This window comes from Lentzea cavernae, from assembly GCF_014653695.1.
GTDB classification, from domain to species: domain Bacteria; phylum Actinomycetota; class Actinomycetes; order Mycobacteriales; family Pseudonocardiaceae; genus Lentzea; species Lentzea cavernae.
In genome coordinates this window covers 318,897-343,209 of the sequence record NZ_BNAR01000004.1, presented here as the reverse complement: position 1 = coordinate 343,209, position 24,313 = coordinate 318,897, and the positions used below count along the sequence as shown (strand labels likewise).

The window sequence follows — 24,313 nt, the reverse complement described above, 5'->3', positions numbered from 1 at the left end:
GTTCTCGTGATGGTGACCTTCCTGATGGCCCGGCTGCCCGCCGCGTCGCAGGCGGAGAAGCGCGACGTGGCGAGCGGCTACGGCTTCACCTCGATGTCGATCTCGCTGCCCGGCGGGTTCGACCAGCAGACGATCCGCAAGGTCAACAAGGACTACTCCCACATCGACGGCTGGATCTCCTCGGTCGGCGCGGCGATCGCGATGAACGACCTCGACGGCGACAGCCTGTCCAACGACCTGTGCATCGTCGACCCCCGGATCGACCAGGTCGTCGTCACCCCGGCGCCCGGAGCGAAGGAGGAGCGCTACGAGGCGTTCGCGCTCTCGCCCGGCACCCTGCCGATGAACGACGTGATGGCGCCGATGGGCTGCGTGCCCGGCGACTTCAACGAGGACGGCCGCGTGGACCTGCTGGTCTACCTGTGGGGCCGCACGCCGATCGTGCACATCGCGAAGGACGGCCAGGACAAGCTGACCGCCGACTCCTACACGGCCACCGAACTGGTGCCCGGCGGCAACTCCACGTCCGGCCGCTACAGCGGTCCGCAGTGGAACACCAACGCCGCCGCGGTCGCCGACTTCGACGGTGACGGCCACGAGGACATCTTCATCGGCAACTACTTCCCGCACGGCCCGGTGCTCGACTCGTCGGTCAGCGGCGGCGTCGAGATGAACGACTCGATGTCGGCCGCCTACAACGGCGGTGAGAACTACTTCCTGCGCTGGACCGGTGCGTCGGCGACCGGAGCCCGCTACGAGGTCCAGGAGGGCGTGCAGGGCCTCGACTCGTCCAAGGGCTGGGAGCTCGGCGCCTCGGCGGCCGACGTGGACGGCGACCTGCTGCCCGAGCTGTACCTGGCCAACGACTTCGGCCCCGACCGCATGTTCCACAACAGGTCCACGCCGGGCCGGATCGTGCTGGCGCCGGTGGAGGGCGTGCGGACCGCGCTCACCCCGAAGTCGAAGGTCGTCGGCAAGGACTCGTTCAAGGGCATGGGCGTCGACTTCGGCGACCTCAACGGCGACGGCGTCTACGACATGTTCGTCAGCAACATCACCACCTCGTACGGCATCCAGGAGAGCAACTTCCAGTTCATGTCCCAGTCCGGCGACCGCGACGTGCTGCGCGCCAAGCTCTCGAACAGCGAGGCGCCGTGGGAGGACGTGAGCGCGCCCGCCGGGACCGCGTGGTCCGGCTGGGGCTGGGACGTCAAGATCGCCGACTTCGCCAACTCCGGTGAACCCGCGATCGCCCAGGCCACCGGCTTCGTCCGCGGCCAGGTCAACAGGTGGCCCCAGCTGCAGGAGCTGGCCACCGCCAACGACCTCGCGCTGCGCCACCCCGTGTCCTGGCCGCGCGTGACCGTCGGCGACGACGTCGGCGGCAACCACCGCCTCGCGTTCTACGTCAAGGACGGCGACCGGTACGTCGACGTCGCCGAGCAGCTCGGCCTCGCCATCCCGGTGCCCACCCGCGGCATCGCGACCGGGGACGCCGACGGCGACGGCAAGCTCGACTTCGCCGTGGCACGGCAGTGGGCGGAGCCGGTGTTCTACCGCAACTCCGGCCCGTCGCAGGGCAGCGCCCTGACGTTGCGGCTGTGCCACGACGGCGGATCGCCGGCGGTCGGCGCCCAGGTCACCGCGAAGACCGCGGACGGCCGCACGTTCATCGGCCACGTCGACGGCGGTGGCGGGCACTCCGGCAAGCGCAGCCACGAGGTCCACATCGGACTCGGCAAGACGGACGGACCCGTCGAGGTGCGGCTCAACTGGCGCGACCGCTCGGGCGAGACCCGCGAGGACACGGTGACGCTCCGCCCCGGCAGGCACACGCTCGAACTCGGCACTGAAGCGAAGGAGAGGTGACGGACGTGGCGGACGTGGCGGCGACCGTGCCCCGGCACGACCCGAAGGTCATCAAGGCACTGCGCAACTTCGCGATGTCGATGACCGTGTTCAACATCATCGGCTACTCCGTGCTCGGGTTCGAGCAACCGTGGCTCTGGCCGTTCATCGCGGTGCTGACCGGCTACACCGTCGAGATCGTGCTGGAGCTCGTCGGGTCCAGGATGGACGGACGAGCGCCGAGGTTCCTCGGTGGCGGCGTGCGCGGCATGGTGGAGTTCCTCTTCCCCGCGCACATCACGAGCCTCGCGATGAACATGCTCATCTACGTCAACGACCAGGTCTGGGTGATGATCTTCGGCGTCACCGTGGCCGTCGGCGCGAAGTGGGTGCTGCGGGCACCGGTGCGCGGCCGGCTGCGGCACTACATGAACCCGTCGAACTTCGGCATCGCGATCATCCTGCTGATCTTCCCCTGGGCGAGCATCGTGCCGCCCTACCACTTCACCGAGAACGTGCACGGCCTGTTCGACTGGCTGATCCCCGCGATCATCGTCACCGCCGGCACGATGATCAACGCCAAGCTCACCGGCCGCATGTGGCTGATCATGGCGTGGCTGTTCTTCTTCGTGGTGCAGTCGGTGGTCAGGGGAATCCTGTTCGGCACGTCGATCCCCGGCGCCCTGCTCACCATGACCGGCGTCGCGTTCGTGCTGTTCACGAACTACATGATCACCGACCCCGGCACGAGCCCGTCGAAGCCGCTCTCGCAGATCGCGTTCGGTGGCGGCGTGGCCCTCGCCTACGGCTTCTTCACCGGTGTGCACATCGCGTACGGCCTGTTCTTCGCGACGGCGCTGGTGTGCCTGATCCGCGGCATGTTCCTGTGGGGCCTCCACTTCGTGAACAAGTCGCGTGAGCAGTTCGAGGCGAGCCAGGCGCTCGCGGCGAAGGAGGCCGAGACCGACCCCGAGACCGACGCGGAGGCCTCCACGGAGAACGGCAAGGTCGTCTCGCCCCCGTCGACACTGGGCAAGGAGGTCGTACCGGCATGACGAAGATCGCGATCGTCGGTGTGGCCTGCCGCTACCCGGACGCGACGTCGGCGGCGGAACTCTGGGAGAACGCGCTCGCGGGCCGCAGGGCGTTCCGGCGGCTCCCGGACGAGCGGATGCGCCTGGAGGACTACTGGGACCCGGACCCCGCGACGCCCGACCGCTTCTACGCCCGCACGGCCGCCGTCATCGAGGGCTACGAGTTCGACCGGGTGGCACACCGGATCGCGGGCAGCACCTACCGCTCCACCGACCTGACCCACTGGCTCGCGCTCGACACGGCGGGCAGGGCGCTCGCCGACGCCGGGTTCGCAGGTGGTGAGGGTCTTCCCCGCGAACGCACCGGTGTCGTGGTCGGCAACACGCTCACCGGGGAGTTCGCCAGGGCCAACCTGATGCGGCTGCGGTGGCCGTACGTGCGCCGCACGGTCGCCGCGTCGCTCAAGGCCCGCGGGTGGGCGGACGCCGAGCTGGAAGGCTTCCTCGCCGACCTCGAGGCCACCTACAAGAACCCGTTCCCCGCCATCGACGAGGACAGCCTCGCCGGCGGTCTCGCGAACACGATCGCCGGCCGGGTCTGCAACTACTTCGGCCTCAACGGCGGCGGCTACACCGTCGACGGCGCCTGCTCCTCGTCGCTGCTGTCCGTGGCGACGGCGGCGGGCAGGCTCGTGGACGGCGACCTCGACGTCGCCGTCGCGGGCGGGGTCGACCTGTCGATCGACCCGTTCGAGATCGTCGGTTTCGCCAAGACCGGCGCGCTCGCGCGGTCGGAGATGCGGGTGTACGACCGCGGCTCCAACGGCTTCTGGCCGGGCGAGGGCTGCGGCATGGTCGTGCTGATGCGCGAGCAGGACGTCCAGCCGCACCAACGGGTCTACGCGACCGTCGCCGGCTGGGGCGTGTCGTCCGACGGCTGGGGCGGCATGACCCGCCCGGAGGTCAGCGGCTACCGGCTCGCGCTCGACCGCGCCTACGAACGGGCCGGGTTCGGCGTCGACACCGTGCCGATGTTCGAGGGCCACGGCACCGGCACCGAGGTCGGTGACGCGACGGAGCTGCGGGCGTTGTCGCAGGCCCGCGCCGCCGCGAACCCGGACGCGGCACCGGCCGCGATCAGCACCATCAAGGGCATGATCGGGCACACCAAGGCGGCGGCGGGCGTGGCCGGTCTGATCAAGGCCGCTCTGGCGCTGCACCACCAGACGCTGCCGCCGACGATCGGCTGCGTCGAGCCGCACCCCGTGCTGACCGGGGACGAGGCGACCCTGCGCGTCCTGCGCAACGCCGAACCGTGGCCGGCCGGAGCCCCTCTGCGGGCCGGGATCACGGCGATGGGCTTCGGCGGCATCAACACCCACGTCGTGCTCGAGTCGTCCGCACCTCTGCGGGCACCCGACACCCGTGCTCTGGAGATCTCCTCAGCCGCGCAGGACGCCGAGGTGCTGCTGGTCGACGCCGAGTCGGCGGAGGCGTTGCGGGCCAGGCTGACCGAGCTCGCCGCGTTCGCGGCACAGGTGTCGTACGCCCAGCTCGGCGATCTCGCGGCGACGCTGCACGGCGAGTTGTCGGACCTGCCGCACCGCGCGGCCGTGGTGGCGCGCTCGCCCGAGGACGCCGTGGCGGGGCTCACCCGCGTGCTGGAGGCCGCGAACTCCGGTGCGGTCACGTGGTTCGCGCCGGACGGCCGCGGTTTCCTCGGCCACGTCGCGGAACCGGCCACGGTCGGGTTCCTGTTCCCCGGCCAGGGTTCCGGGCGGGGAACGAGCGGCGGCGCGATGCGCAGGCGCTTCAGGGCCGCGCGGGAGGTCTACGAACGGGCGGCGCTGCCCACGTCCGGTGACATGGTCGCCACGTCCGTCGCCCAGCCCCGGATCGTCACCGGCTCGGTCGCCGGGTTGCGCGTGCTGGCCGGGCTCGGCGTCACGGCGGACGTCGCCGTGGGCCACAGCCTCGGCGAGATCACCGCGTTGCACTGGGCCGGGTCCATCGACGAGCGAACGCTGCTGCGCGTGGCGTCCGTGCGCGGCGCGACCATGACCGAGCACAGCGCCTCGGGCACGATGGCGAGCCTCAACGCGTCCGCCGAGGTGGTGAGCGAACTCGTCCGCGACCTGCCGGTGGTCATCGCCGCGTTCAACGGTCCACAGCAGACAGTCGTCGCCGGCAGCGAGGCGGCGGTGTCGGCCGCGGTCGAGGCGGCCGCGGAGGAAGGCGTGCGGGGCACGGCGTTGCGGGTCTCGCACGCGTTCCACTCGCCGCTCGTCGCACCGGCGGCCGACGCGTTGCACGCGAAGCTCCGCGCCGAGACGTTCGGCGCGGTCGGCGGGCACGTCGTGTCGACCGTGACGGGCGAGGCGCTGCCGGCCGACGTCGACGTTCCCGCACTGCTGCGCGCCCAGATCACCGACCCCGTGCTGTTCGCGCAGGCGGTCGGGGTGGCGGCGAAGGACGCGGACCTGCTGGTCGAGGTCGGTCCCGGCCGGGTGCTCACGACGCTCGCTGCTGACGTGGCCCAGGTGCCCGTCGTCGCGCTGGACACCGACGACGAGTCACTGGTGTCTCTGCTCGGAGTCGTCGGCGCTGCGCACGTGGCCGGTGCCGCGCTGGACCTGTCGGCGCTGTTCGCCGACCGGCTCGTGCGGCCGCTGCAGGTGGGCCAGGAGTTCTCGTTCTTCGCGAGTCCCTGCGAGCAGGCGCCGGAGTCGTCGGTCGGTGCGGCCAACCTGGTCGTGACGGCCGTGGCGGGCATGACGGTCGCCGGCACCGCGACGTCCACAGTGGACGTCCTGCGGGAGATGGCCGCCGCGCGGGCAGAACTGCCGAGTGAGGCGGTCGCCCCGGAGAGCAGGTTGCTCGACGACCTGCACCTCAGTTCGATCACCGTGGGCCAGCTGGTCAACGAGGCGGCCCAGCGGTTCGGCATCCCGCCCGCCAGCGCGCCGACGAACTTCGCCACCGCGACCGTGCGGGAACTGGCCGAGGCGCTCGACGACCTGAGCGCGACGGCCAGGGAGACCGACACCGCGGCGGCCGTCGTGACAGGTGCCGGACCGTGGGCGCGGGCGTTCGTCGTGGACGACGACCCGGTGCGGTTGCGGCCCGTCGCCGCTGCCGAGGACAACGGCCAGTGGCAGCTCTACGCCGAGGACGACCACCCGTTCGCCGAACGGCTGCGGCGCGACCTCGAACGCGGGGCGGCCGGCGACGGCGTCCTCGTGTGCCTGCCCGAGGAGTGCGAGGAACGGCACCTGGAGCTGGCGTTGCGGGGCGCGAAGTCCGCGGCCGCACGAGGTGACGGCCGGTTCGTGCTGGTGCAGCACGACACGGGCGCGGCGGCGATGGCGAAGACGCTGCGGCTGGAGGCACCGGGAGTGCGGGTGACCGTCGTGCACCTGCCCGCCGGTGCCGGCTCCGACGTCGTGCTGCCCGAGGTGCTGGCGACGACGGCGTTCAGCGAAGCGCGCTACGACCGCGAGATGACGCGCACGGTGCCGACGATGCGGGTGCTGCCGGTGGCTCCGTCCGCCGAGGTCCGGCCGCTCACCGACACCGACGTGCTGCTGATCACGGGTGGTGGCAAGGGCATCACGGCCGAGTGCGCGATCTCGCTCGCGCAGGAGTGGGGAGTGCGGCTGGCGGTCCTCGGCAGGTCCGAGCCCTCCGCGGACGCGGAGCTCGCCGCGAACCTCGACCGCATGAGGGCCAGGGGCGTCGAGGTCGCCTACGCGGTGGCCGACGTGACCGACGCCGAACGGCTGCGGGCCGCCGTCGGTGAGCTGGAGGCCGCGCTCGGCCCGGTCACCGCCGTGCTGCACGGGGCCGGGCGCAACGAGCCGGCCGCGTTGCCCGCGGTGGACGCGGCACGGCTGCGGTCGACGATGGCGCCGAAGCTCGACGGCCTGCGCGCGGTGCTCGGTGCCGTCGACGCGGGGTCGTTGCGGCTGCTGGTGACGTTCGGCAGCATCATCGGCCGTTCGGGGCTGCGCGGCGAGGCGCACTACGGCACCGCCAACGACTGGCTGGCCGCGCTCACCCGCGAGTTCGCCGACGCCCACCCGTCCTGCCGGGCCCTGTGTCTCGAATGGTCGGTGTGGTCCGGCGTCGGCATGGGGGAACGGCTCGCCGTGGTCGAGTCGCTCTCGCGCGACGGCGTAGCGCCCATCCCTCCCGACGAGGGCGTGCGGATCCTGCGGCGGCTGCTCGTCGACCCGCGGACGCCGAACGTCGTCGTGGTCAGCGGCCGCACCGAAGGCGTCGACACCGTGCGGCACGACCTGCCACCGTTGCCGTTGCTGCGGTTCGTGGACAAGCCGCTGGTCCGCTACCACGGTGTCGAGCTCGTCACCGAGGTCGAACTGAACGCGGGCACCGACCTCTACCTCACCGACCACCTGCTCGACGGCAACCTGCTGTTCCCCGCCGTCTACGGGATGGAGGCGATGACCCAGGTCGCCGCGGCGCTCACCGGGCGCGAGTCCACGCCCGCGTTGTCCGGGATCCGGTTCCTCCGGCCGATCGTGGTGCCGCCGCGCGGGACGACGACCATCCGGATCGCCGCCGTCCTCACCGCGGACGACGTCGTGGACGTCGCGATCCGCAGCTCCGAGACCGCGTTCGAGGCGGACCACTTCGTGGCCCGGCTCTCGTACGGAACGACCGTGCCCCAGGGAGATCCGGTGGTGGACACCGGTCTGCCCCCGGTCGCGCTCGACCCGGCGGCGCAGCTGTACGGCGACACCATGTTCCAGGGCCCGAGGTTCCAACGGCTGCGGCGCTTCCACGAGGCCCGTGCGCGCGACGTCGACGCCGACGTGGCGGTGAGCCCGAACCCGGACGGGTTCGCCGGCTACCTGCCCGCCGACCTGCTGCTGGCCGACCCCGGCATGCGGGACGCGTTGATGCACGGCAACCAGGTCTGCGTCCCGGACGGCACGCTGCTGCCCGAACGGATCGACCGCCTGCACCCCGCGGGCTCGGGACTCGGCGCGGGCGAGGTGCGGATGCGCGCCACCGAACGCCACCGCGACGGTGACACCTACGTCTACGACATCGCGGTGCTCAACGGCGACCAGGTCGTCGAACGCTGGGAGGGCCTGCACCTGCGCGCCGTGCGGCGCAAGGGGTCCGCCGGTCCGTGGGTGGCGCCGCTGCTGGGCTCGCACCTGGAACGGGAGGTCGAGGAGCTGCTGGGCCACCGGGTCGCGGTGGTCGTGGAACCCGACCGCGAGCCCGGTGCCGACCGGGCGGTCCGGCGCAGGAGCACGGCGCTCGCGGTGAGCCGGGTGCTGGGCCGCGAGACCGAGGTCCGGTACCGGGCCGACGGCCGGCCGGAGGTCGACGGTGGGCTGATCGTGTCGGCGTCGCACGCCGCCGGGGTCACCCTGTGCGTGGCCGCGGACCGCGTGACGGCCTGCGACCTGCAGGACGTGCCCGAGCAGGAGGACCAGGTGTGGGAAGGGCTGCTCGGCCGCCGCCACCGCACGGCGGCACTGCTCGCCGAGGCCGGTGAGCCGTTCGCGGTGGCCGCCACCCGCGTGTGGTCCGCCGTCGAGTGCCTGCAGAAGGCCGGTCTCTCGCTCGACACCCCGCTCACGCCGGAGCCGGGCGGGCCGGAGGGCTGGCGCGTGTTCACGGCGCCGGGGCTGAGGATCGCGACGCTGGTGACGAGGTTGCGCGGGGTCGCGGAACCCGTGGTGGCCGCAGTGCTGCTGGCGGAGGGGAGCTGACGTGGAGTCGTACTTCGAGATCAGGCACACGGTCGGCTTCGAGGAGACCAACCTCGTCGGCAACGTGTACTACGTGAACTACCTGCGCTGGCAGGGCCGGTGCCGCGAGATGTTCCTGGTGCGGCACGCCCCCGACGTGCTGACCGAGCTGCAGGACGACCTGAAGCTCTTCACGCTGAAGGTGGACTGCGAGTTCTACGCCGAGCTCACCGCGTTCGACGAGCTGGCGGTCAGGATGACCCTGGTCGAGCTGGCGCAGACGCAGGTCGAGTTCGGCTTCGACTACGTGCTGGCCGGGCCGGACGGGTCGGAGAAGCTCGTGGCGCGGGGAGCCCAGCGGGTGGCGTGCATGCGCGGCCCGAACAACGCGACCAGGCCCGCGCGGGTGCCCGACTCGCTGCGCCTCGCGCTCGAGCGGTACGCGCCGGCGGCGGCCTGATCATGACAGGGGAGGCCCGCATGAACGAGTTCGAGGACCCGAAGACGTTGCGACGGATGTTCGGCACGTTCGCGACCGGTGTCACCGTGGTCACCGTCGGAGGCCCGTCGCCGCACGGCATGACCGCGAACTCCTTCACGTCAGTGTCCCTCGACCCGCCGCTGGTGCTCGTGTGCGTCGGTCGTGACGCGTCGATGCACGGGCACCTCACCGACGCGGGGACGTTCGGGGTGTCCGTGCTCGCCGCGGACCAGGAGGACGTCGCACGGCACTTCGCCAGCCGGTGGCGTCCGGCGGGCCGCGCGCAGTTCGACGAGGTGGACTGGGTGCCGGGCAGCAGGATCGACGCGCCGCTGATCGGCGGCGCGCTCGCCCGGTTCGAGTGCGCGTTGTGGCGCACCTACGACGGCGGTGACCACACGATCTTCCTCGGCAGGCTCCTGGCCGCCGACGGTCCCGCCGGCCGCACCGCGCTGCTGTTCCTCAACGGCGCCTTCCACGCGCTGGAGCACTCCGGCCTGTCGGCCTGAACCACCTTGCACATCAACGGAAGAAGGCGGGTCGCCACCGGCGGCCCGCCTTCTTCCCGTCTCCGCTCAGCTCGCGCGGGATGCCTCCAGCGCGGTGGTGCGGACGTCGAGCAACGCCATGAGCACCGGCGGGTCGATGGCCGACATGGGACGCAGGACGACGTCCACGACGTGCGCCACCGTGCTGCTCGAGACGACCAACGGCCCGTGTGAGCCCACGGACGGGTTGCGGTCCGCCGTGTGCTCGCTGCCCGGCGGCACTGTGTGGACGAGCAGGTGCCACGCGCCTTCGGGCACGTTCTCCAGCTGGAAGTGACCTGGCCCCGGCAGCACCGCGCAGCTGATCGGCGCGCCCTGCGGGATCGGGTCGCGAAACAAGCCGACGAACGTGGGGCCGGGCTCGCACTCGGCGGGGCAGTGGATCCGGCCGCTGACCGAGCTCGTGCGCCGCTGCATGATGTTCCTGCGGTTGTCGACGGAGATGCGGGTCGTGCGGCCGCGCAGCTGCCGGTACTCGGTGGGGGAGAGTCCGACACTGATTTTGAACCGCGAGCTGAACGTTCCCGGGCTGTTGTAGCCGACCCGGTGACTGATCTCCGTGACCCTCAGGTCCGTCGCCACCAGAAACCGTTTGGCCTCTTGTAGCCGCAACGCGGAGAGAAAACGCGCCGGCGATACTCCGGTAACGCGCTGGAACACGCGGGTGAAGTGAAATTTGCTGAACATGGCGACTTTCGCCATGTCGTCGATGGTTATGCGTTCGCCCAGGTTCGTCTGCATGGCGCCGACGACCCTTGCCACTGCTTGTTCACCGAGCTTGTCCATTGGCCCCCCGATTCGGCCATTGCGGTGGATGTGGTGGATTATCCGGTTGTTGGGAAAGTGCGTTGGAATCGCTCCAACCGAAGCTAGCAGCGGGCAAAACGCCAGGCAAGGTGCGATTCCGGCATAGCGCCCGGCAGATCTCCTCACTCTCGGTAGGCGATTTGCGGTGCCTATGTCACCTCTACGTTTTTGCTATGAACGAAAAGCATGGTCGTGCACTGCCGGGCACAAAGCCTGCTGGTCCGTACAGTCCAATGATCTGGACCGCCTGGAGTTGTGGGCCCGCTCCCAGGGGTGTTGAGCGCTTTGTCGCTCTCCGTGCGCACAAGGGGATCATCCCACCTCCTGTCCGGGCTCCAATTCATCTGAGACCGCAATCCGGGAGATGCGCCGTTCGGGCGATGCTCGCGAGAATGGTGTCGCGGAAAGCCGGGGCCGAGTACAGGCCGCCTTCCGCGTCTTCCGCCGAACGGGTTGTTCGGCCGGTGAAAGTCATTGCTCGCACCATCGACGGGCGTTCGCCCGACCCAAGAGGACAGGAGGACGCGCACGTGACCGCCACCGAAACGGGGACAGGGCAGAACGACGTCACGACGATGACGTTCGAAGCGTTCGCGGACACGATCGTGCCCGGTGAGAAGAGGTGGCCGGAGGACGTCGCGGTCGCGGGGGCGAGCGCCGGTCCCGGTGCCGTGGCGGCCGGCGCCATCGAGCTGCTGCGCATGCCGGAAGGCGGGATGGCCGCGCTGCTGGACCCGCTCGCGGGCCTGCTGAACACGCACGCGGCGACGTACGCGGCCGAACACGGCACGGAACTCGATCCCGCGCTCCCGGCGTTCGTCGCGCTGCCGTTCGCCGACCGCACCGCGCTGGTGCAGCTGCTGACGACACCCGGCCACCCCGAGAAGGACGCCTGGGTCGGGATCGCGCTGTTCAGCAACATGGCCTTCGACACCGGCGCCCACATGCACACGACCGACGCGATCGCGGCGGGTCATCCCGGGCTGCTGACGATCGGGTTCGCGCCGCCGGACCCCGACGGCGTGTGGCGGTTTCCCGACTACACCTACGGAAAGCCGCTCGCGCAGCGCCACCCGGACACGACATCTTCAGGGAGCCCGGCATGAGTGCGTCCACAGTGGAGCAGACCGACGTCGTGGTGATCGGCAGCGGGTTCGGCGGCGCGATCACCGCCTACCACCTCGCCGCCGGGGGCGCGAAGGTCGTGGTGCTCGAACGCGGCCCTTGGCTGCAGGCCGACGAGTTCGACCACGACTTCCGGCTCGGCTCGTCGTCCACCCGCGTGTTCGAGTTCGTCGTCGGCGACGGCATGAGCGTGCTCAGCGGCAACTGCGTAGGCGGCGGCAGCGTCGTCTACTTCGCCGCGATGCCCCGAGCGCCCAAGTTCGTGTTCGACCGCCAGGGCTCGATCGGCCGGCGCATGTGGCCCGCCGCGATCTCCAGGGACAGCCTCGAACCGTGGTACGACCGGGTCGCGGAGGCCCTGCCGATCAGCACCACCGACTGGGACACGATGACCTACGGCGGTGGCCTCTTCGGCGCGGCCTGCGCCCACGCGGGCCACACCGCGAACCCGGTGCCCGCCGCCATCGACACCGCGCTGTGCACCAACTGCAACTGGATGATGTCCGGCTGCAAGTTCGACGCGAAGCGCTCGCTGCTGCTCAACTACCTGCCCGCCGCCCTCGCCCACGGCGCGGAGATCCGCCCGTTGCACGAGGTCCAGCAACTGTCCATGACGGACGGTGGCGGCTATCGCGTGCACTACAACGTGATCGACAACGAGGACTACCGCGTCTCCACCGGCGGCGGCACGATCGACGCGAAGATCGTGATCCTCGCGGCCGGCGCCGGCGCCACACCCGTGATCCTGCAACGGTCCGAGCCCACCCTGGGCGCGATGCCGCACGCCGCCGGACGGTACTTCTCCGGCAACGGCGAGCGCCTCAACACCGCGATCCTGAACGAGGACCGGGTGCGCGAGGTGCTCGGCATCAGCATCGACGAGGCGACGACCTTCCAGGCCAACCAGATCGGCCGCGGCCCGTGCGTCGCGAGCTGGGACCGGCTCGACGGCTCGCTGCCGGAGTACTCGCGGTTCTCGCTGGAACAGCTGTACTTCCCGCCCGGCCTCGGCACCATCCTCGCCCAGGCCCCCGACGCCACCGGCCCGTCCTGGTTCGGCGTGGAGAAGAAGGAGATCCTGCGCCGCTGGAAGTCGTGGCTGACGGTGTTCACGATGTCCGAGGACGACAACGAGGGCGTCTTCGGCCCGCCGCCGCCGACCGGCAACGCCCACCGCATCTCCCAGCAGATGCTCGGCCGCGGCACGATCAGCTACCGGCCGACCGAGAACACGCGGCGCGGCTGGGCGGAGTCCGACGAGGCCGTCCGCGACATCCTGGAACGCGACGGGATGTCCCGCGTGATGCCGTGGACGAACGACGTCGTGGGCGCCTACACCGTGCACCCGCTCTCGTCGTGCCGCATCGGCGACGACCCGGCGACGTCGGCGCTCGACGAGAACCACGAACTGCGCGGGCACCCCGGCATCTTCGTGACCGACGGCTCCGCGGTGCCCGGCGCGCTGACGGTGAACCCGGCGATGACGATCGCGGCACTGGCCGAACGCGCGGTGCCCGCGATCGTGCGGGCGGCCCGGCAACGCGGCGTCGACGTGTCCTACGGGGCGCCCTCGCCGGACGGGGAGACTTCGGCGCGCAACGGCGTTCTCCCGCTGGTCTCGCACGTGGTGTCGGAATGACGGCGGCACTCGCCTCCGCCGCGGTGGCTCCCGGCCCACCGCGGCGGGCGGCCCTCGCGGTGCTCGCGAAGATGGCCAGGAACCGGCTGCAGGTCATGTCGTCGATGTCCGCCCGCTACGGCGACGTCGTGCGCTTGCCCCTGGGGCCCAAGACGTTGAACTACTTCAACCACCCCGACCACGCCAAGCACGTCCTCGCGGAGAACGCCGCGAACTACGTCAAGGGCATCGGCCTGACGCACGCCCGGCGCGCGCTGGGCGACGGCCTGCTCACCAGCGACGGGGACCTGTGGCGCAAGCAGCGCAAGGTGATCCAGCCGGTGTTCCAGGCCAAGCGGATGGCGCGGTACGGCGGGGTGATCGCGCAGGAGGCGGCGGACACGGCGGAGAGGCTGCGGTCGTTCCGCGGCGAGACCGTCGACATCCGGGCGGAGATGACGGAGCTGACGCTGCGGGTGCTCGGGCGCGTGCTGCTCGACGCCGACCTCAGCGAGTTCCACACGCTCGGGGCGTCGTTCGAGGCCGTGCAGGACCAGGCGATGTTCGAGATGATGTCGCTCAGCGCCGTGCCGACGTGGATGCCGTTGCCGCGCCAGCTGAAGTTCCGGCGCGCACGCGCCGACCTGCAGCGCGTGGTGGACCGGCTCGTCGCCGACGGAGCGCGGCCTGGCGGTGACGACGTCGTGTCGCGGCTGGTCGAGTCCACGCGCGCGGAGGTCGACCCGTCGGTAGGGCGCGTCCGGATGCGCGACGAGCTCGTGACGTTGCTGCTCGCCGGGCACGAGACGACGGCGAGCACGCTCAGCTGGGCGTTCCACCTGCTCGACCGCCATCCGCACGTGGCCGCCGCGGTGCACGACGAGGTCGTCGGCGCGCTGGGCGACCGCATGCCGGTGTTCGAGGACCTGCACGCGTTGCCGTACACGTCGGCGGTGCTGCAGGAGGTCATGCGGCTGTACCCGCCGGTGTGGATCCTGCCGCGCCAGGCCAGGGAGGCCGACGTGATCGGCGGCTACCGCGTCGAGGCCGGCGCGGACGTGCTGATCTGCCCGTACACGCTGCACCGGCACCCGGCGTTCTGGGAGGACCCCGAGCGGTTCGACCCCGGCCGCTTCACCGGTGACGCGGCGGGCCGGCCCACCTACGCCTACATCCCGTTCGGCGCCGGGCCGCGCTACTGCGTCGGCAACCACCTCGGGATGATGGAGGCGACGTTCGTGCTGGCGACGGTCACCAGGGCGATGCGGCTCACCGGCGTGCCGGGACGGGCCGCGGTGCCGGAGCCGATGCTGACGCTGCGCATGCGGGACGGCCTGCCCATGACCGTGTCCGACTGGTGAACACACCAGAAGTGNNCACTTCTGGCATGTCCTCAGTGGACGATACCGGCCTTCTGCTCGCCGAGGTGGCGGGCCGCGGTCAGCGCCGCGAGTGACAGCAGTCCGAGCAGGTCCCGGTCCTCCGGGTGCTGGTCCCGGAACCGCGCGACGTCGCGGTCGCCGACCTGATGCGGTGCGAGCGCGGTGAGCAGGGCGAGCCGTGCGGAGGGAACGGACTTCGGGCCGAGCGCGTGCAGGTGCTCGTCCACCCAGGCCGCGCTGAGGCCCTGCGGTTGACCGACGTGCTTCGCGACGACGGTGCCGAGCGTGTGGTGGGTCTCCTCAGGGACGTGGGCGGCCGCTGCGGTTGTTTCGGTTGCCAGGGCGGCGAAGGCGGAGGCGATGGCGGGTGAGCCGGCCGCCCAGCCGAAGCCCTCCGGCGGTGGGCCGGAGCGCAGGCCGGCGGCGCGACCGGACTCGTTGCGCGCGGTGACCTTGCCGGCCATCACCTTGCCCGCCACCCGCCGGGCGATGGCCTTGGCACGCGGGGGACCGGGCAGGAACGTGCCGTCGAGCAGGACCTTGATGACGCGGTTGAGGAAGTGGAAGTACACCAGGACACCGACGTACTCGGCCGTGTGGGCCGAGGGGAACGGTGGCCGCGCCGGCGTCTCGGCCCAGGTGGCGAACGGTCGCAGGGCCGAGTCGAGCTCGTCACCGCCCGCACCGGACAACAGCTGTGTGGCGAACGTTCCCGCGCCGCCGCCGTAAAGCATGATCGCGTGGGCGTCCACGCAGTAGGTGCACTCGTTCAGCCGGGACACGGTGGCGGCGACCGCCTCCTTGCTGACGCGGGACGCCGTGCCCGCCAGAAGTGGTTCGCGGAACGCCGCCCACGACGCGGCGAGCAGTGCGGGTGCGGCGGAGAACATCGTCACCGCCTCGACGAGCCGGCCGACCTCCCGGGTGGACTGCGCGTAGACCTCGCGGACAAGGCCTGTCGCTCGTTTCGCGGCGACGACCTCGACGTGTTTCACGATTCCGGACATGGCGGCCTCACCGGAAGTAGTTCTGGACGCGCTGGCGGAAAACCTCGTACGCGGGCACGGCACCGTCCTCGGGAAGGTTCTCGATCTCCTTCGCGGCGATTTCCGAACAATCCTCCGCGCTGCGCCCGCAGAACACCTGGGCTGCCATTTCGCTGTGCGGCGTGACGAGATCGGCGACCACTCTGGCGCGCATCGCGAAAACCGCGCCCTGAGCGACCTCCGGCAGGAACTCACCGGCCCCTTCGACCAGTTTCCCGAGTTCCTGCTCGGTGACCCCGCCCGCGTAGGAGGCGGCCAGTCCCGCGCCGCTGAGCAGGTCCGCGTGTCTGTCCGGGGGAAATCGTCTGATGCTCCGCAGGAGCCGGTCGACGTCACCGCCGTGGATGAACCACATCGCCCGCCCGATGCCGTGGTCGATCACCCGGTTCGTGTACGCGGCGGGCCCCGGCCAGGCGAGCCGCCCCGGGACGCGGTGGTTCTCCACCCACGAGACGTGGTCGAAGTAGGCCAGGTGGAAGCCGTACCCGTCCATGATCAACCAGCTCAGCGACGGGTGGTCGGCGAGCTTGCGCGCGTCGGGGATGGCTCGTGACCACAGCATTCGCGGCAGTCTTGCGAGGGCGAACCCGACGCCGATGTAGGCCATGAAGATGTGCTTCGACGCCGGCGCCGAGGTGAAGTCCGGTCCGGCGAGGAACTGCTCGACCTGGCCTCGTCCGGGCAACGGGGTGAGGGCGTCGCGGATCGCCAGGGCCATCGTGGCGCCCTCGTAGGCGAAACCGCGGTATTCCCGGGACAACGCGTCGAGGCGCGTGATTATCGAGTTGTGGTCTTTGTGTTCGATGCCGAACTCGAATCCGAAAACGAGCTGCAGCGCGCTCAATTCGAGCTGCGCACGCGCGGGTGTGTCGACGGCGAACCCGCGCCGGTCGAAGAGGACGTCCGAAGCGTCCGGCGTGATGAAACGTTTGCGAATCAGTCCCGTGGTTGTCATTTCCGGTGGGACCTCCTCTTGGAAAGGCGATTATCCACCGTTCAATGCTGGCACACCCTCCGGCCGGGACGCTTCTCTCACGTTGCTCCCGATGAAAAGAAATCATCGGACAACGGCAATGCGCGGTATCGGAAAATTCAGGCGGGCGACTTCGCGAGCGCCGTCGCGCGGACGGCGGCGGCCATGCTCGCCCACGCGGTGAGCTCGATCAGCGCGGCGTCGTCCGCCCGCACGTCCCGGACCACGTCGTCGTCCACCTGGTACGGCGCGAACGCGGTCAGCAGCGCCAGCCTGGCGGCCGCCCGGTCTCCGGGCCCGACGCGACCGGCCGCGTCGGTCGCCCACCCGCGGCTCAGGCCCTTCGGTTTGCCGTCCCACGTGGACAGTTCGGTGGCGAGCAGCGCCCGGACGGCCTCGGGAACCGGTGCCGCGTCGAAGACGGCCTTCGACCGCGCGAGGGCGTGCGCGACGACCGGGCTGCCCGCAGCCCACGCCAGCTCGTCGGGCAGCGGCACGTCCGGCAGCGGGTTGTGTCCGGGTGGGGAGCTCTCGGCGGACGCGATGAGCCCGTTGAGCATCTTCGTCACCGGACCTAGCATGAAAGCCGGCGCGTACGGCGGCATCGGCTTTTCGGTGAGGAAGACGCTCACCATCCGGTTGAAGTACTGCAACGTGGTCGCGACGCCGAGCGCTTCCGGCAGTTCGGCGGTGGTGAACCGCCCCTCGTCCTCGAGATCCACCGTGGTGCCACCGAACCTGGCCATTGTTCCGGTGTGGACGGTGATGCAGTAGGGGCACTCGTTCGCCTCGGACACCGCCGCCGCGACGGCCTCCTTGGTGCCGCGGTCGAGCAGACCCGGCGCCAGCACGATCTCCCGCAACATCACCCACGACGCCCGCAGCACACCGGGCGAGGCCGCGTGCAACACGACCGGCGGCGCCAGCACACCGAACTCCCGCTCCACGGCGCGGTAGACCTCGAGGACCTCGGGATCGGCCCGGCGGAACGGAACGGGCGTGACGTGCCGGACCTGGGCGAGGGACAGGCCGCGCAGTGCCTTGCGGAGCAGCGAGCGCGCCATCCAAGCCCCCAAAAGGTTGCATGATGCTACTCACCGAACGCTACGGTACGTCGGTTCGATCACGCAACTGGCGGTTTAGCATGGGGAATGCTCGGACGAACGTACGACGACCAGGTCTGCTCGGCCGCCCGCGCGCTCGAGGTGGTGGGCGAGCGGTGGACGTTGCTGATCGTGCGGGACGTCCTGCTGGGCATCGTGCGGTTCGACGGCCTGCTGGCGAGCCTGGGCATCGCGCGCAACGTGCTCAGCGACCGCCTCAGCGGCCTGGTGGAGCACGGCGTGCTGGAACGCGTCGCCTACCAGCAACATCCGCCGCGGTACGAATACCGCCCGACCGCTGCCGGCCGCGAGCTCGCGCTCGTCGTGATCGCGCTGATGCAGTGGGGCGACCGGAACGTGCCGTCACCCGAGGGACCGCCGCGCACCGCTCTGCACACCACCTGCGGTGGTGAGCTGGTCGCGTGCCTGGTGTGCCCGGACTGCGGCGGGCCGGCCCGCGCCGGTGAGGTGGCGACGAGGTGGAACCGCGCCTGACCGCGCGTTCGCCTGCCAGTGGTGTGGCTCAGAGCGTGGTGGGGTCTCGCCGAGTGCGGACGCGCTGAGCCGGAGCACTACAGCGGCACGACCGCCGACCCGTCGCTCGACTCGAACCCCCGTGCGTGCTCCACGGCGAACTCCTCACCCAGCTGCTGCCGGACCCCGGCCTCCACCCGGTCCCGGTCCGCCCGCTCGGCTGCCGTCAACGCCGCCCCGACCGACTGCCGCGCCGCCGCCGCGGCCCCGAGCAACCGCGCCGCCTCCGCCGGCAACGAGTCCGCCAGGCACGCCCCCGCCAGCCCCTCCATCGCCACGGCCACGGCCCGCTGATCACCCAGCGCGCGGGCGACGGTCAACCCCTCGAGGTGCCGGGCACGAGCAGTCCTGGTGTCGCCGCGCTGTTCGGCGACGAACCCGAGTTCGGTGAGGATGAGCCACAATCCGATGCCCGGCTCCCAGTCCCACTCCAGCACGGTCCGCAGGTGCTGTTCGGCGGCGTCGAGGTCTCCCGCCCGCCGGGCGATGAGGCCCAGGTTGATCTGGGCGAAGATCTGGCCCGGCTTGTAGCTCTGCTCACGGGAGAGGCGCAGGGCCCGTTCGTTCAGCTCGCGCGCGTGCGCGTGGTCGCCGCGCAGCATCGAGGCGCGGCCCAGCCAGCTCAGTCGGTCCGCGGCCTGCGGCCACAGCCGCAGCTCCTCCGCCATGCGCAGGCCGTCGCGGTGCAGGCGGGTGGCCTCCTCGTAGTCGCCCTCGATCTCGGCGAGGCCGCCGAGGGCCTCGGTCGCGCGCAGCTGGCCCCACCGGTCGCCGAGCTCGCGGAACAACGCGAGGCTCTGCGAACCGTTGCGCCGCAAGGACTCCAGGTCGCCTCGCGTGTGTGCGCGGATCGCCTGCAGGCTCAGCGTCGCGGCGACGCCCCACCGGTCGCCCAGCTCGCCGAACGTCTCCTGCGCGCGGTTCACCAGGTCCTCGCTGGTGGACTGGGCGCCGAAGTCCGCCTCGACCAGCCCGAGGAAGAACTGGGCGAACGCCTTGCCGCGCGGGTCGTCCAGCGAGTCGTAGGCGGCGAGCGCGGTGGCGCGCGCGGCAGCCCGGTCCGCCACGTCGCTGCCGAGGAAGGTGATGCCCGCGTGCCACGCCGAGGCGCGGGCCCGTTCGGCCGAGGGCGTGGTGTCCAGCGACAGCGCGGCGGACAGGGCCCTGCGCGCCTCGGACAGCCGGCCCCGCAGGTACCAGTACCAGGCCAGCGCGTTGACCAGCCGCAGCGCGCCGGGGCCGTCCGCGGTGTCGAGTGCGGTGCGCAGGTTCGCGGACTCGGCGTCGAGGCGTTCGAGCCACGTGCGCTGGGCCGGGCCGCGCAGGTGCGGTTCGGCGGTCTCGGCCAGCGCCGTGTAGTACTGCCGGTGCGCCTGCTGCACGGCCTCGGTCTCCCCGGCCTCCGCCAGCCGTTCGCGGCAGTAGGCGGCGACCGACTCGAGCAGCCGGTACCGGGTGCCGTCCGGGGTGTCGACGACGGTGACCAGCGACCGGTCGACCAGGCCCGCGACCGTGTCCAGCACGTCGCCCGCCACGACGATCCCGCCCGCGCACACCGCCTCGGCGGCGGTCAGGGTGCAGCCGTCGGAGTGCGCGGCGAGCCTGCGCAGCACCGCGCGTTCGGCTTCACCGAGAGGCTCCCAGCTCCAGTCGATGACCGCGCGCAACGTCTGCTGGCGCGGCGGCGCGTCGCGGTAGCCGTCCGCGAGCAGCCGGAACCTGTCGTCGAGCCGGGTCAGCAGCTCGCGCAGCCCGAGCGACCGCGCCCTGGTCGCCGCGAGCTCCAGCGCGAGCGGCACCCCGTCGAGCCGGGTGCACAGCTCGGCGACGGCCTGGGCGTTGTCCGCGTCCAGCGTGAACGAGGGCGCCGACCGGGCGACGAACAGCCGCACCGCGCTCGACCGCTCCACCACGTCGGGTGACGTGCCGGGAGGCGGCAGGTCGAGCGGAGCGACCGTCCACACCGACTCGCCCGCGATGCGCAACGGCTTCTGGCTCGTCGCGAGCACGCGCAGGCCCGGCGCGGCGGCCAGCAGCCGTTCGGTGAACACCGCCACCTCGGTGACGAGGTGCTCGCAGTTGTCCAGCACCAGCAACATCCGCCGCGCCCGCACGGCCTCGGAGAGCACGTCCGTGCCCGGCACGTCCCTGATGCCCAGCGCCGCCAGCACCGCGCTCGTGAGCAGACCGGCCTCGGAGATCGTCGCGAGCTCCACGAGATGAGCGCCGTCCGGGTACCGCGCGGCCGTGCGGGTGGCCACCTCCACGGCGAGCCGGGTCTTGCCGACACCACCCGATCCGGTGAGCGTGACGAGCCGGGAGGAGCCGAGCAGCGCGCAGACGCCGGAGACGGCCTCGTCGCGGCCGATGAGCTCGGTGGGCGGCACCGGAAGGGTGGTGCGGTGCCGGCCCAGCGGTTCGAGCGACGGGTCGTGGCGCAGGATCGAGCGGTGCAGCTCGGTGAGCTGCTCACCGGGGTCGAGCCCCTGCTCGTCGTGCAACAGCGCCCGAACCTCGCGGAACGACGCCAAGGCCTCGCTCTGCCTCCCGGACCGGTAGAGCGCCAGCATGTGCAGCGCCCGCAGCCGTTCGCGCAGGGGATGGGCCGCCACCAGGTCGCCGATCCGGCCGAGCAGCGCGGTGTGCTCGCCGAGCTCCAGCCGGGCTTGACCGAGATCCTCGGCGGCCACCAGCCGGTCCTCCTCCAGCCGGGCTATCTCGGCGCGGGCGAACGCCTCCCCGGCGAAGTCCGCGAACGCGGGCCCGCGCCACAGCTCGAGCGCCTCGCTCAGCAACCGCGCCCGCGCGTCCGGGTCGGCGGCGGCGCGCGCGGCGGCGGTGAGGGCGGCGAACCTGTCGGCGTCCACGGAGTCCGCGCCGGTCCGCAGCACGTACCCGGGCCGCTGCGAGGCGACGAGGTCCCGTGCGCCGGGCTCGCCGGCGGCCAGTGCCTGGCGCAGCTTGGAGATCTTGGTCTGCAACGCGCCCGTCGGGTTGACCGGCAGGTCGTCGCCCCACAGGTCCTCGATCAGCGCGGCCGCGGACACCGGGCGGTCGCGGTGCGCCAGCAGGTTCGCGAGGAGAGCCCGCACCTTCGACTCGGGGATCTCGACCGGGCGGCCGTCGGTGGTTCGGACGGCGAGCGGCCCGAGCACCGCGAACAACATGCGCACACGATACCGGCCGAAAGAATTCCGACAGTGCGGGCGCGCAGGGTGAGCCGGATCGATGAGTTCGGGTGCCGACCAGGGCACCACACGGAAGGACAAGTTCCATGGAATCGACCGATCCGGCCGGGAACACCACGCGGGCGGGACGGCGGGAGTGGATCGGCCTCGCGGTGCTCGCCCTGCCGACGCTGCTGCTGTCGCTCGACCTGAGCGTGCTGTTCCTCGCGCAGCCCCAGCTCAGCGCCGACCTCAACCCGTCGGCGAGCCAGCAGCTCTGGATCATGGACATCTACGCGTTCATGATCGCGGGCTTCCTCGTCACGATGGGCACCCTCGGCGACCGCATCGGCCGCCGCAAGCTCATGCTGTTCGGCTCCGCCGCGTTCGCCGTGGCGTCCGTGATCGCCGCGTACTCGACGACGCCGGAGATGCTGATCTTCGCGCGGGCCCTGCTCGGCATCGCCGGCGCGACCCTGATGCCGTCGACCCTCGCGCTGATCATGACGATGTTCACCGACGCCAAGCAGCGCGGCTTCGCCATCGGCGTCTGGCTGAGCTCGTTCATGGGCGGCATGGCCATCGGCCCGGTGATCGGCGGTGTGCTGCTCGGCTGGTTCTGGTGGGGCTCGGTGTTCCTCATGGCCGTGCCGGTCATGGTGCTGCTGATGATCACCGCGCCCGTGCTGCTGCCGGAGATGCGCGACCCGGACGCCGGCCGCATCGACCTGCTCAGCGTCGTGCTGTCGCTGCTCGCGATCCTGCCGGTGGTCTACGGCTTCAAGGAGGTCGCCCAGCACGGGTTCAGCGCGTTCGCGGGCGGGGCGCTGCTCGTCGGCATCGTGTTCGGCGTGGTGTTCGTGCTGCGCCAGCGCACGCTCGACAGCCCGTTGCTCGACCTGAAGCTGTTCCGCAGCAAGACGGTGAGCGGCGCGCTGGTCATCATGCTGCTCACCTCGGCCACGATCTCGTCCAGCATCATGCTGTTCAGCCTCTACCTGCAGACCGTGCGCGGGTACTCGGCCGTCGAGTCCGGCCTGTGGCTGATCCCGGCCGCCACCGCGCTGATCGTCACGTCGCTGGTGGCGCCGAAGATCGCGCAGAAGATCCGCCCGGCCTACGTGGCCGCCGCCGGTCTCCTCGTGGCCGCGATCGGGCTCGCGGTCGTGTCCCAGGCAGGCCCCGCCACGAGCCTCGTGGTGGTGCTGCTCGGTTTCGTCCTGGTGCAGGCGGGCGTGGGCCCGATGGGGTCGCTCGGCACGGAGATGGTCGTCGGCTCGGCGCCGGAGGAACGCGCGGGGTCCGCAGCCTCGGTGTCGGAGACGGGCACCGAACTGGGCGTGGCCATCGGCGTCGCGACCTACGGCACGATCGCCGCGGCGGTCTACCAGAACGTCGTCGCGGTGCCGCCGGGCGTTCCCGCCGAGGCCGCAGCTGCCGCGCGGGAGACGATCAGCGGTGCGGTGGCCGCTGCGGAAGGCCTGGCCGCCGACACGGGTGCGGCCCTGCTGGACTCCGCCCGTGCCGCGTTCACGAGCGGCGTCAACACCGCGGCGGGCGTCGCCGCGGTGATCCTGGTGGTGCTGTCCGGGCTGACCGTCGCCCTGCTGCGGCACGTCGGCAAGACCGGCGAGGAGCCACCGGCCCCGGCCGACACGGGTGTTCCCGTTGCGGCGGAACGGGAAGCCCGGTGAACCGGTCGCGCCGGAACCGGTTGTGACCGACCCCCGATCGTCCGGTTCCGGCGCGACCACCCCCTGAGCGAGCCCGGCATCGTGCCCCCCGCGATGCCGGGCTCCTCGCACGACCGCACGCGAAATAGGGCCGGGATGTCCCGGCCCTATTTCACATGCGGTGTGTCAGGTGGGTAGGGGGTCGGGCTGCTTGGCCTGCTGCCTGGTCTCCGTCGTGTCTGGCGGGTAGGGGGTCGAGTTGCTCGGTCTCCTGCGCGGCCTTCGTCGTGTCAGGTGGGCGGGGGTCGGACTGCGCGGTTTCCTGTCCGGCTTCCGACGTGTCCGGCGGTAGGGGGTCGGACTGCTCGGCCTCCTGCCCGGCCTCCGCCGTGTCAGGGGGCAGGGGGCCGGGACTGCTCGGCCTCCTGCCCGGCCTCCGTCGCGTCAGGCGGGCAGGGGGTCGAACTGCCCCGCCTCCCGCCCGGCCCCCGCCGGTCCGCGGTAGGCCTGCGCGACCTCGAGCCAGCCGAGCGCCTCGTCGCCCTTCGCCACCACCGCGAGGTCCGCGTGGTGCCGCCGCCGGGCCACGAGCAGGCAGAAGTCCAGTGCCGGCCCGGAGATCCGCTGCGTGGCGTCGGGCGGCCCGAACGTCCACAGCTCACCGGACGGCCCGGTCAGCTCGAACCGGAACGGCTTGTCCGGCGGGGTGAGCCCGCGCGCGAGGTAGCCGAAGGTCATGGTGTGGAAGCCGAACCCGCACAGGTGCTTCAGCCGGCCCGTCGGCTCGCGGCGGACGCCGAGGGCGTCGGCGATGTCCTGGCCGTGCGCGAAGAGCTCCATCATGCCGCCGGCCGCGAGCACCGGCGCGGGCAGCGGGTTCACCAGCCACGGCACCAGTCGCCCGTCGGGAACGGAGGACAGCGCGGCACCCGCGGCCTGGCGTTCCGCCCGCCACCGTTCGAGCAGCTTGCGGGGGCCCAGTGAGAGGAACGGGGCCAGCGCGCCCGCGACGGCCGCGTCGAAGTCGGCGCCGATGCCCGACACGAGGGTGCCGAACGCCGCCGGGTCGGAGGCGGCGAGGCCCGCCATGCGGGTGGTCGAGGCGAGGTGGGCGATCTGGTGCGCGATCGTCCAGCCGGGTGCGGGGGTCGGCAGCGACCACTCCGTCTCGGAGAGCGAGGCGACCATGCGGTCGACGTCCTCACCCTCGGCTTTCAGTGCGAGGAACACGTTCTCTTCGGTCAC

At 71.6% G+C, this 24,313-nt stretch carries 16 protein-coding genes; 10 read left to right on the top strand and 6 right to left on the bottom strand.

What is annotated here, in order from left to right:
- Positions 1 to 9: 9 nt before the first annotated feature.
- The 5 genes from IE307_RS15590 to IE307_RS15570 are packed head-to-tail and all read left to right on the top strand — an operon-like array spanning position 10 to position 9,601.
- Positions 10 to 1,869: a CRTAC1 family protein gene (locus tag IE307_RS15590; protein ID WP_191298977.1), complete on the top strand. Its 1,860-nt coding sequence runs from the start codon at positions 10 to 12 to the stop codon at positions 1,867 to 1,869.
- Positions 1,866 to 2,903, top strand: coding sequence for an enediyne biosynthesis protein (locus IE307_RS15585; RefSeq protein WP_229904733.1), 1,038 nt, complete (start codon positions 1,866 to 1,868; stop codon positions 2,901 to 2,903). The genes IE307_RS15590 and IE307_RS15585 overlap by 4 nt, the downstream gene beginning before the upstream one ends.
- Positions 2,900 to 8,632, top strand: coding sequence for a type I polyketide synthase (locus IE307_RS15580; protein ID WP_191298661.1), 5,733 nt, complete (start codon positions 2,900 to 2,902; stop codon positions 8,630 to 8,632). Before IE307_RS15585 ends, IE307_RS15580 begins: the two co-directional genes overlap by 4 nt.
- A 1-nt stretch (position 8,633) precedes the next feature.
- On the top strand, positions 8,634 to 9,071 hold the full coding sequence (locus IE307_RS15575; protein ID WP_191298660.1) for an acyl-CoA thioesterase: 438 nt from the start codon (positions 8,634 to 8,636) through the stop codon (positions 9,069 to 9,071).
- 20 nt (positions 9,072 to 9,091) lie between these two features.
- Entirely contained in the window at positions 9,092 to 9,601 is a 510-nt protein-coding gene (locus IE307_RS15570; protein WP_229904732.1) for a flavin reductase family protein, read from the top strand.
- Positions 9,602 to 9,667: 66 nt separating this feature from the next.
- On the opposite strand, the gene IE307_RS15565 is transcribed toward IE307_RS15570, so the two are convergent.
- Entirely contained in the window at positions 9,668 to 10,381 is a 714-nt protein-coding gene (locus tag IE307_RS15565) for a helix-turn-helix domain-containing protein (RefSeq protein WP_308436364.1), read from the bottom strand.
- Positions 10,382 to 11,022: 641 nt separating this feature from the next.
- Here IE307_RS15565 and IE307_RS15560 point away from each other — a divergent pair.
- The 3 genes from IE307_RS15560 to IE307_RS15550 are packed head-to-tail and all read left to right on the top strand — an operon-like array spanning position 11,023 to position 14,551.
- Positions 11,023 to 11,553 carry a DUF5987 family protein gene (locus tag IE307_RS15560; RefSeq protein ID WP_191298975.1) on the top strand — a complete coding sequence of 177 codons (531 nt, stop codon included), beginning with the start codon at positions 11,023 to 11,025 and terminating at the stop codon, positions 11,551 to 11,553.
- On the top strand, positions 11,550 to 13,211 hold the full coding sequence (locus IE307_RS15555) for an FAD-dependent oxidoreductase (protein ID WP_191298658.1): 1,662 nt from the start codon (positions 11,550 to 11,552) through the stop codon (positions 13,209 to 13,211). Before IE307_RS15560 ends, IE307_RS15555 begins: the two co-directional genes overlap by 4 nt.
- A complete protein-coding gene (locus tag IE307_RS15550; protein ID WP_191298657.1) occupies positions 13,208 to 14,551 on the top strand; it encodes a cytochrome P450 in 1,344 nt (447 codons plus the stop codon). The genes IE307_RS15555 and IE307_RS15550 overlap by 4 nt, the downstream gene beginning before the upstream one ends.
- A gap of 32 nt (positions 14,552 to 14,583) precedes the next feature.
- On the opposite strand, the gene IE307_RS15545 is transcribed toward IE307_RS15550, so the two are convergent.
- The 3 genes from IE307_RS15545 to IE307_RS15535 form a co-directional block, all read right to left on the bottom strand.
- A complete protein-coding gene (locus IE307_RS15545; RefSeq protein ID WP_191298656.1) occupies positions 14,584 to 15,579 on the bottom strand; it encodes a carboxymuconolactone decarboxylase family protein in 996 nt (331 codons plus the stop codon).
- A gap of 7 nt (positions 15,580 to 15,586) precedes the next feature.
- On the bottom strand, positions 15,587 to 16,573 hold the full coding sequence (locus IE307_RS15540) for a DUF1702 family protein (RefSeq protein WP_191298655.1): 987 nt from the start codon (positions 16,571 to 16,573) through the stop codon (positions 15,587 to 15,589).
- Positions 16,574 to 16,710: 137 nt separating this feature from the next.
- On the bottom strand, positions 16,711 to 17,655 hold the full coding sequence (locus IE307_RS15535; protein WP_191298654.1) for a carboxymuconolactone decarboxylase family protein: 945 nt from the start codon (positions 17,653 to 17,655) through the stop codon (positions 16,711 to 16,713).
- A gap of 87 nt (positions 17,656 to 17,742) precedes the next feature.
- Here IE307_RS15535 and IE307_RS15530 point away from each other — a divergent pair, with 87 nt between their 5' ends.
- Positions 17,743 to 18,189, top strand: coding sequence for a winged helix-turn-helix transcriptional regulator (locus tag IE307_RS15530; protein WP_191298653.1), 447 nt, complete (start codon positions 17,743 to 17,745; stop codon positions 18,187 to 18,189).
- 77 nt (positions 18,190 to 18,266) lie between these two features.
- On the opposite strand, the gene IE307_RS15525 is transcribed toward IE307_RS15530, so the two are convergent.
- On the bottom strand, positions 18,267 to 21,395 hold the full coding sequence (locus IE307_RS15525) for an AfsR/SARP family transcriptional regulator (RefSeq protein WP_191298652.1): 3,129 nt from the start codon (positions 21,393 to 21,395) through the stop codon (positions 18,267 to 18,269).
- A 107-nt stretch (positions 21,396 to 21,502) separates the two neighbouring features.
- Here IE307_RS15525 and IE307_RS15520 point away from each other — a divergent pair, with 107 nt between their 5' ends.
- Positions 21,503 to 23,089 carry an MFS transporter gene (locus IE307_RS15520; protein ID WP_191298651.1) on the top strand — a complete coding sequence of 529 codons (1,587 nt, stop codon included), beginning with the start codon at positions 21,503 to 21,505 and terminating at the stop codon, positions 23,087 to 23,089.
- Positions 23,090 to 23,512: 423 nt separating this feature from the next.
- Here IE307_RS15520 and IE307_RS15515 read toward each other — a convergent pair whose 3' ends face one another.
- Positions 23,513 to 24,313, bottom strand: coding sequence for a TIGR03084 family metal-binding protein (locus IE307_RS15515; protein ID WP_191298650.1), 801 nt, complete (start codon positions 24,311 to 24,313; stop codon positions 23,513 to 23,515).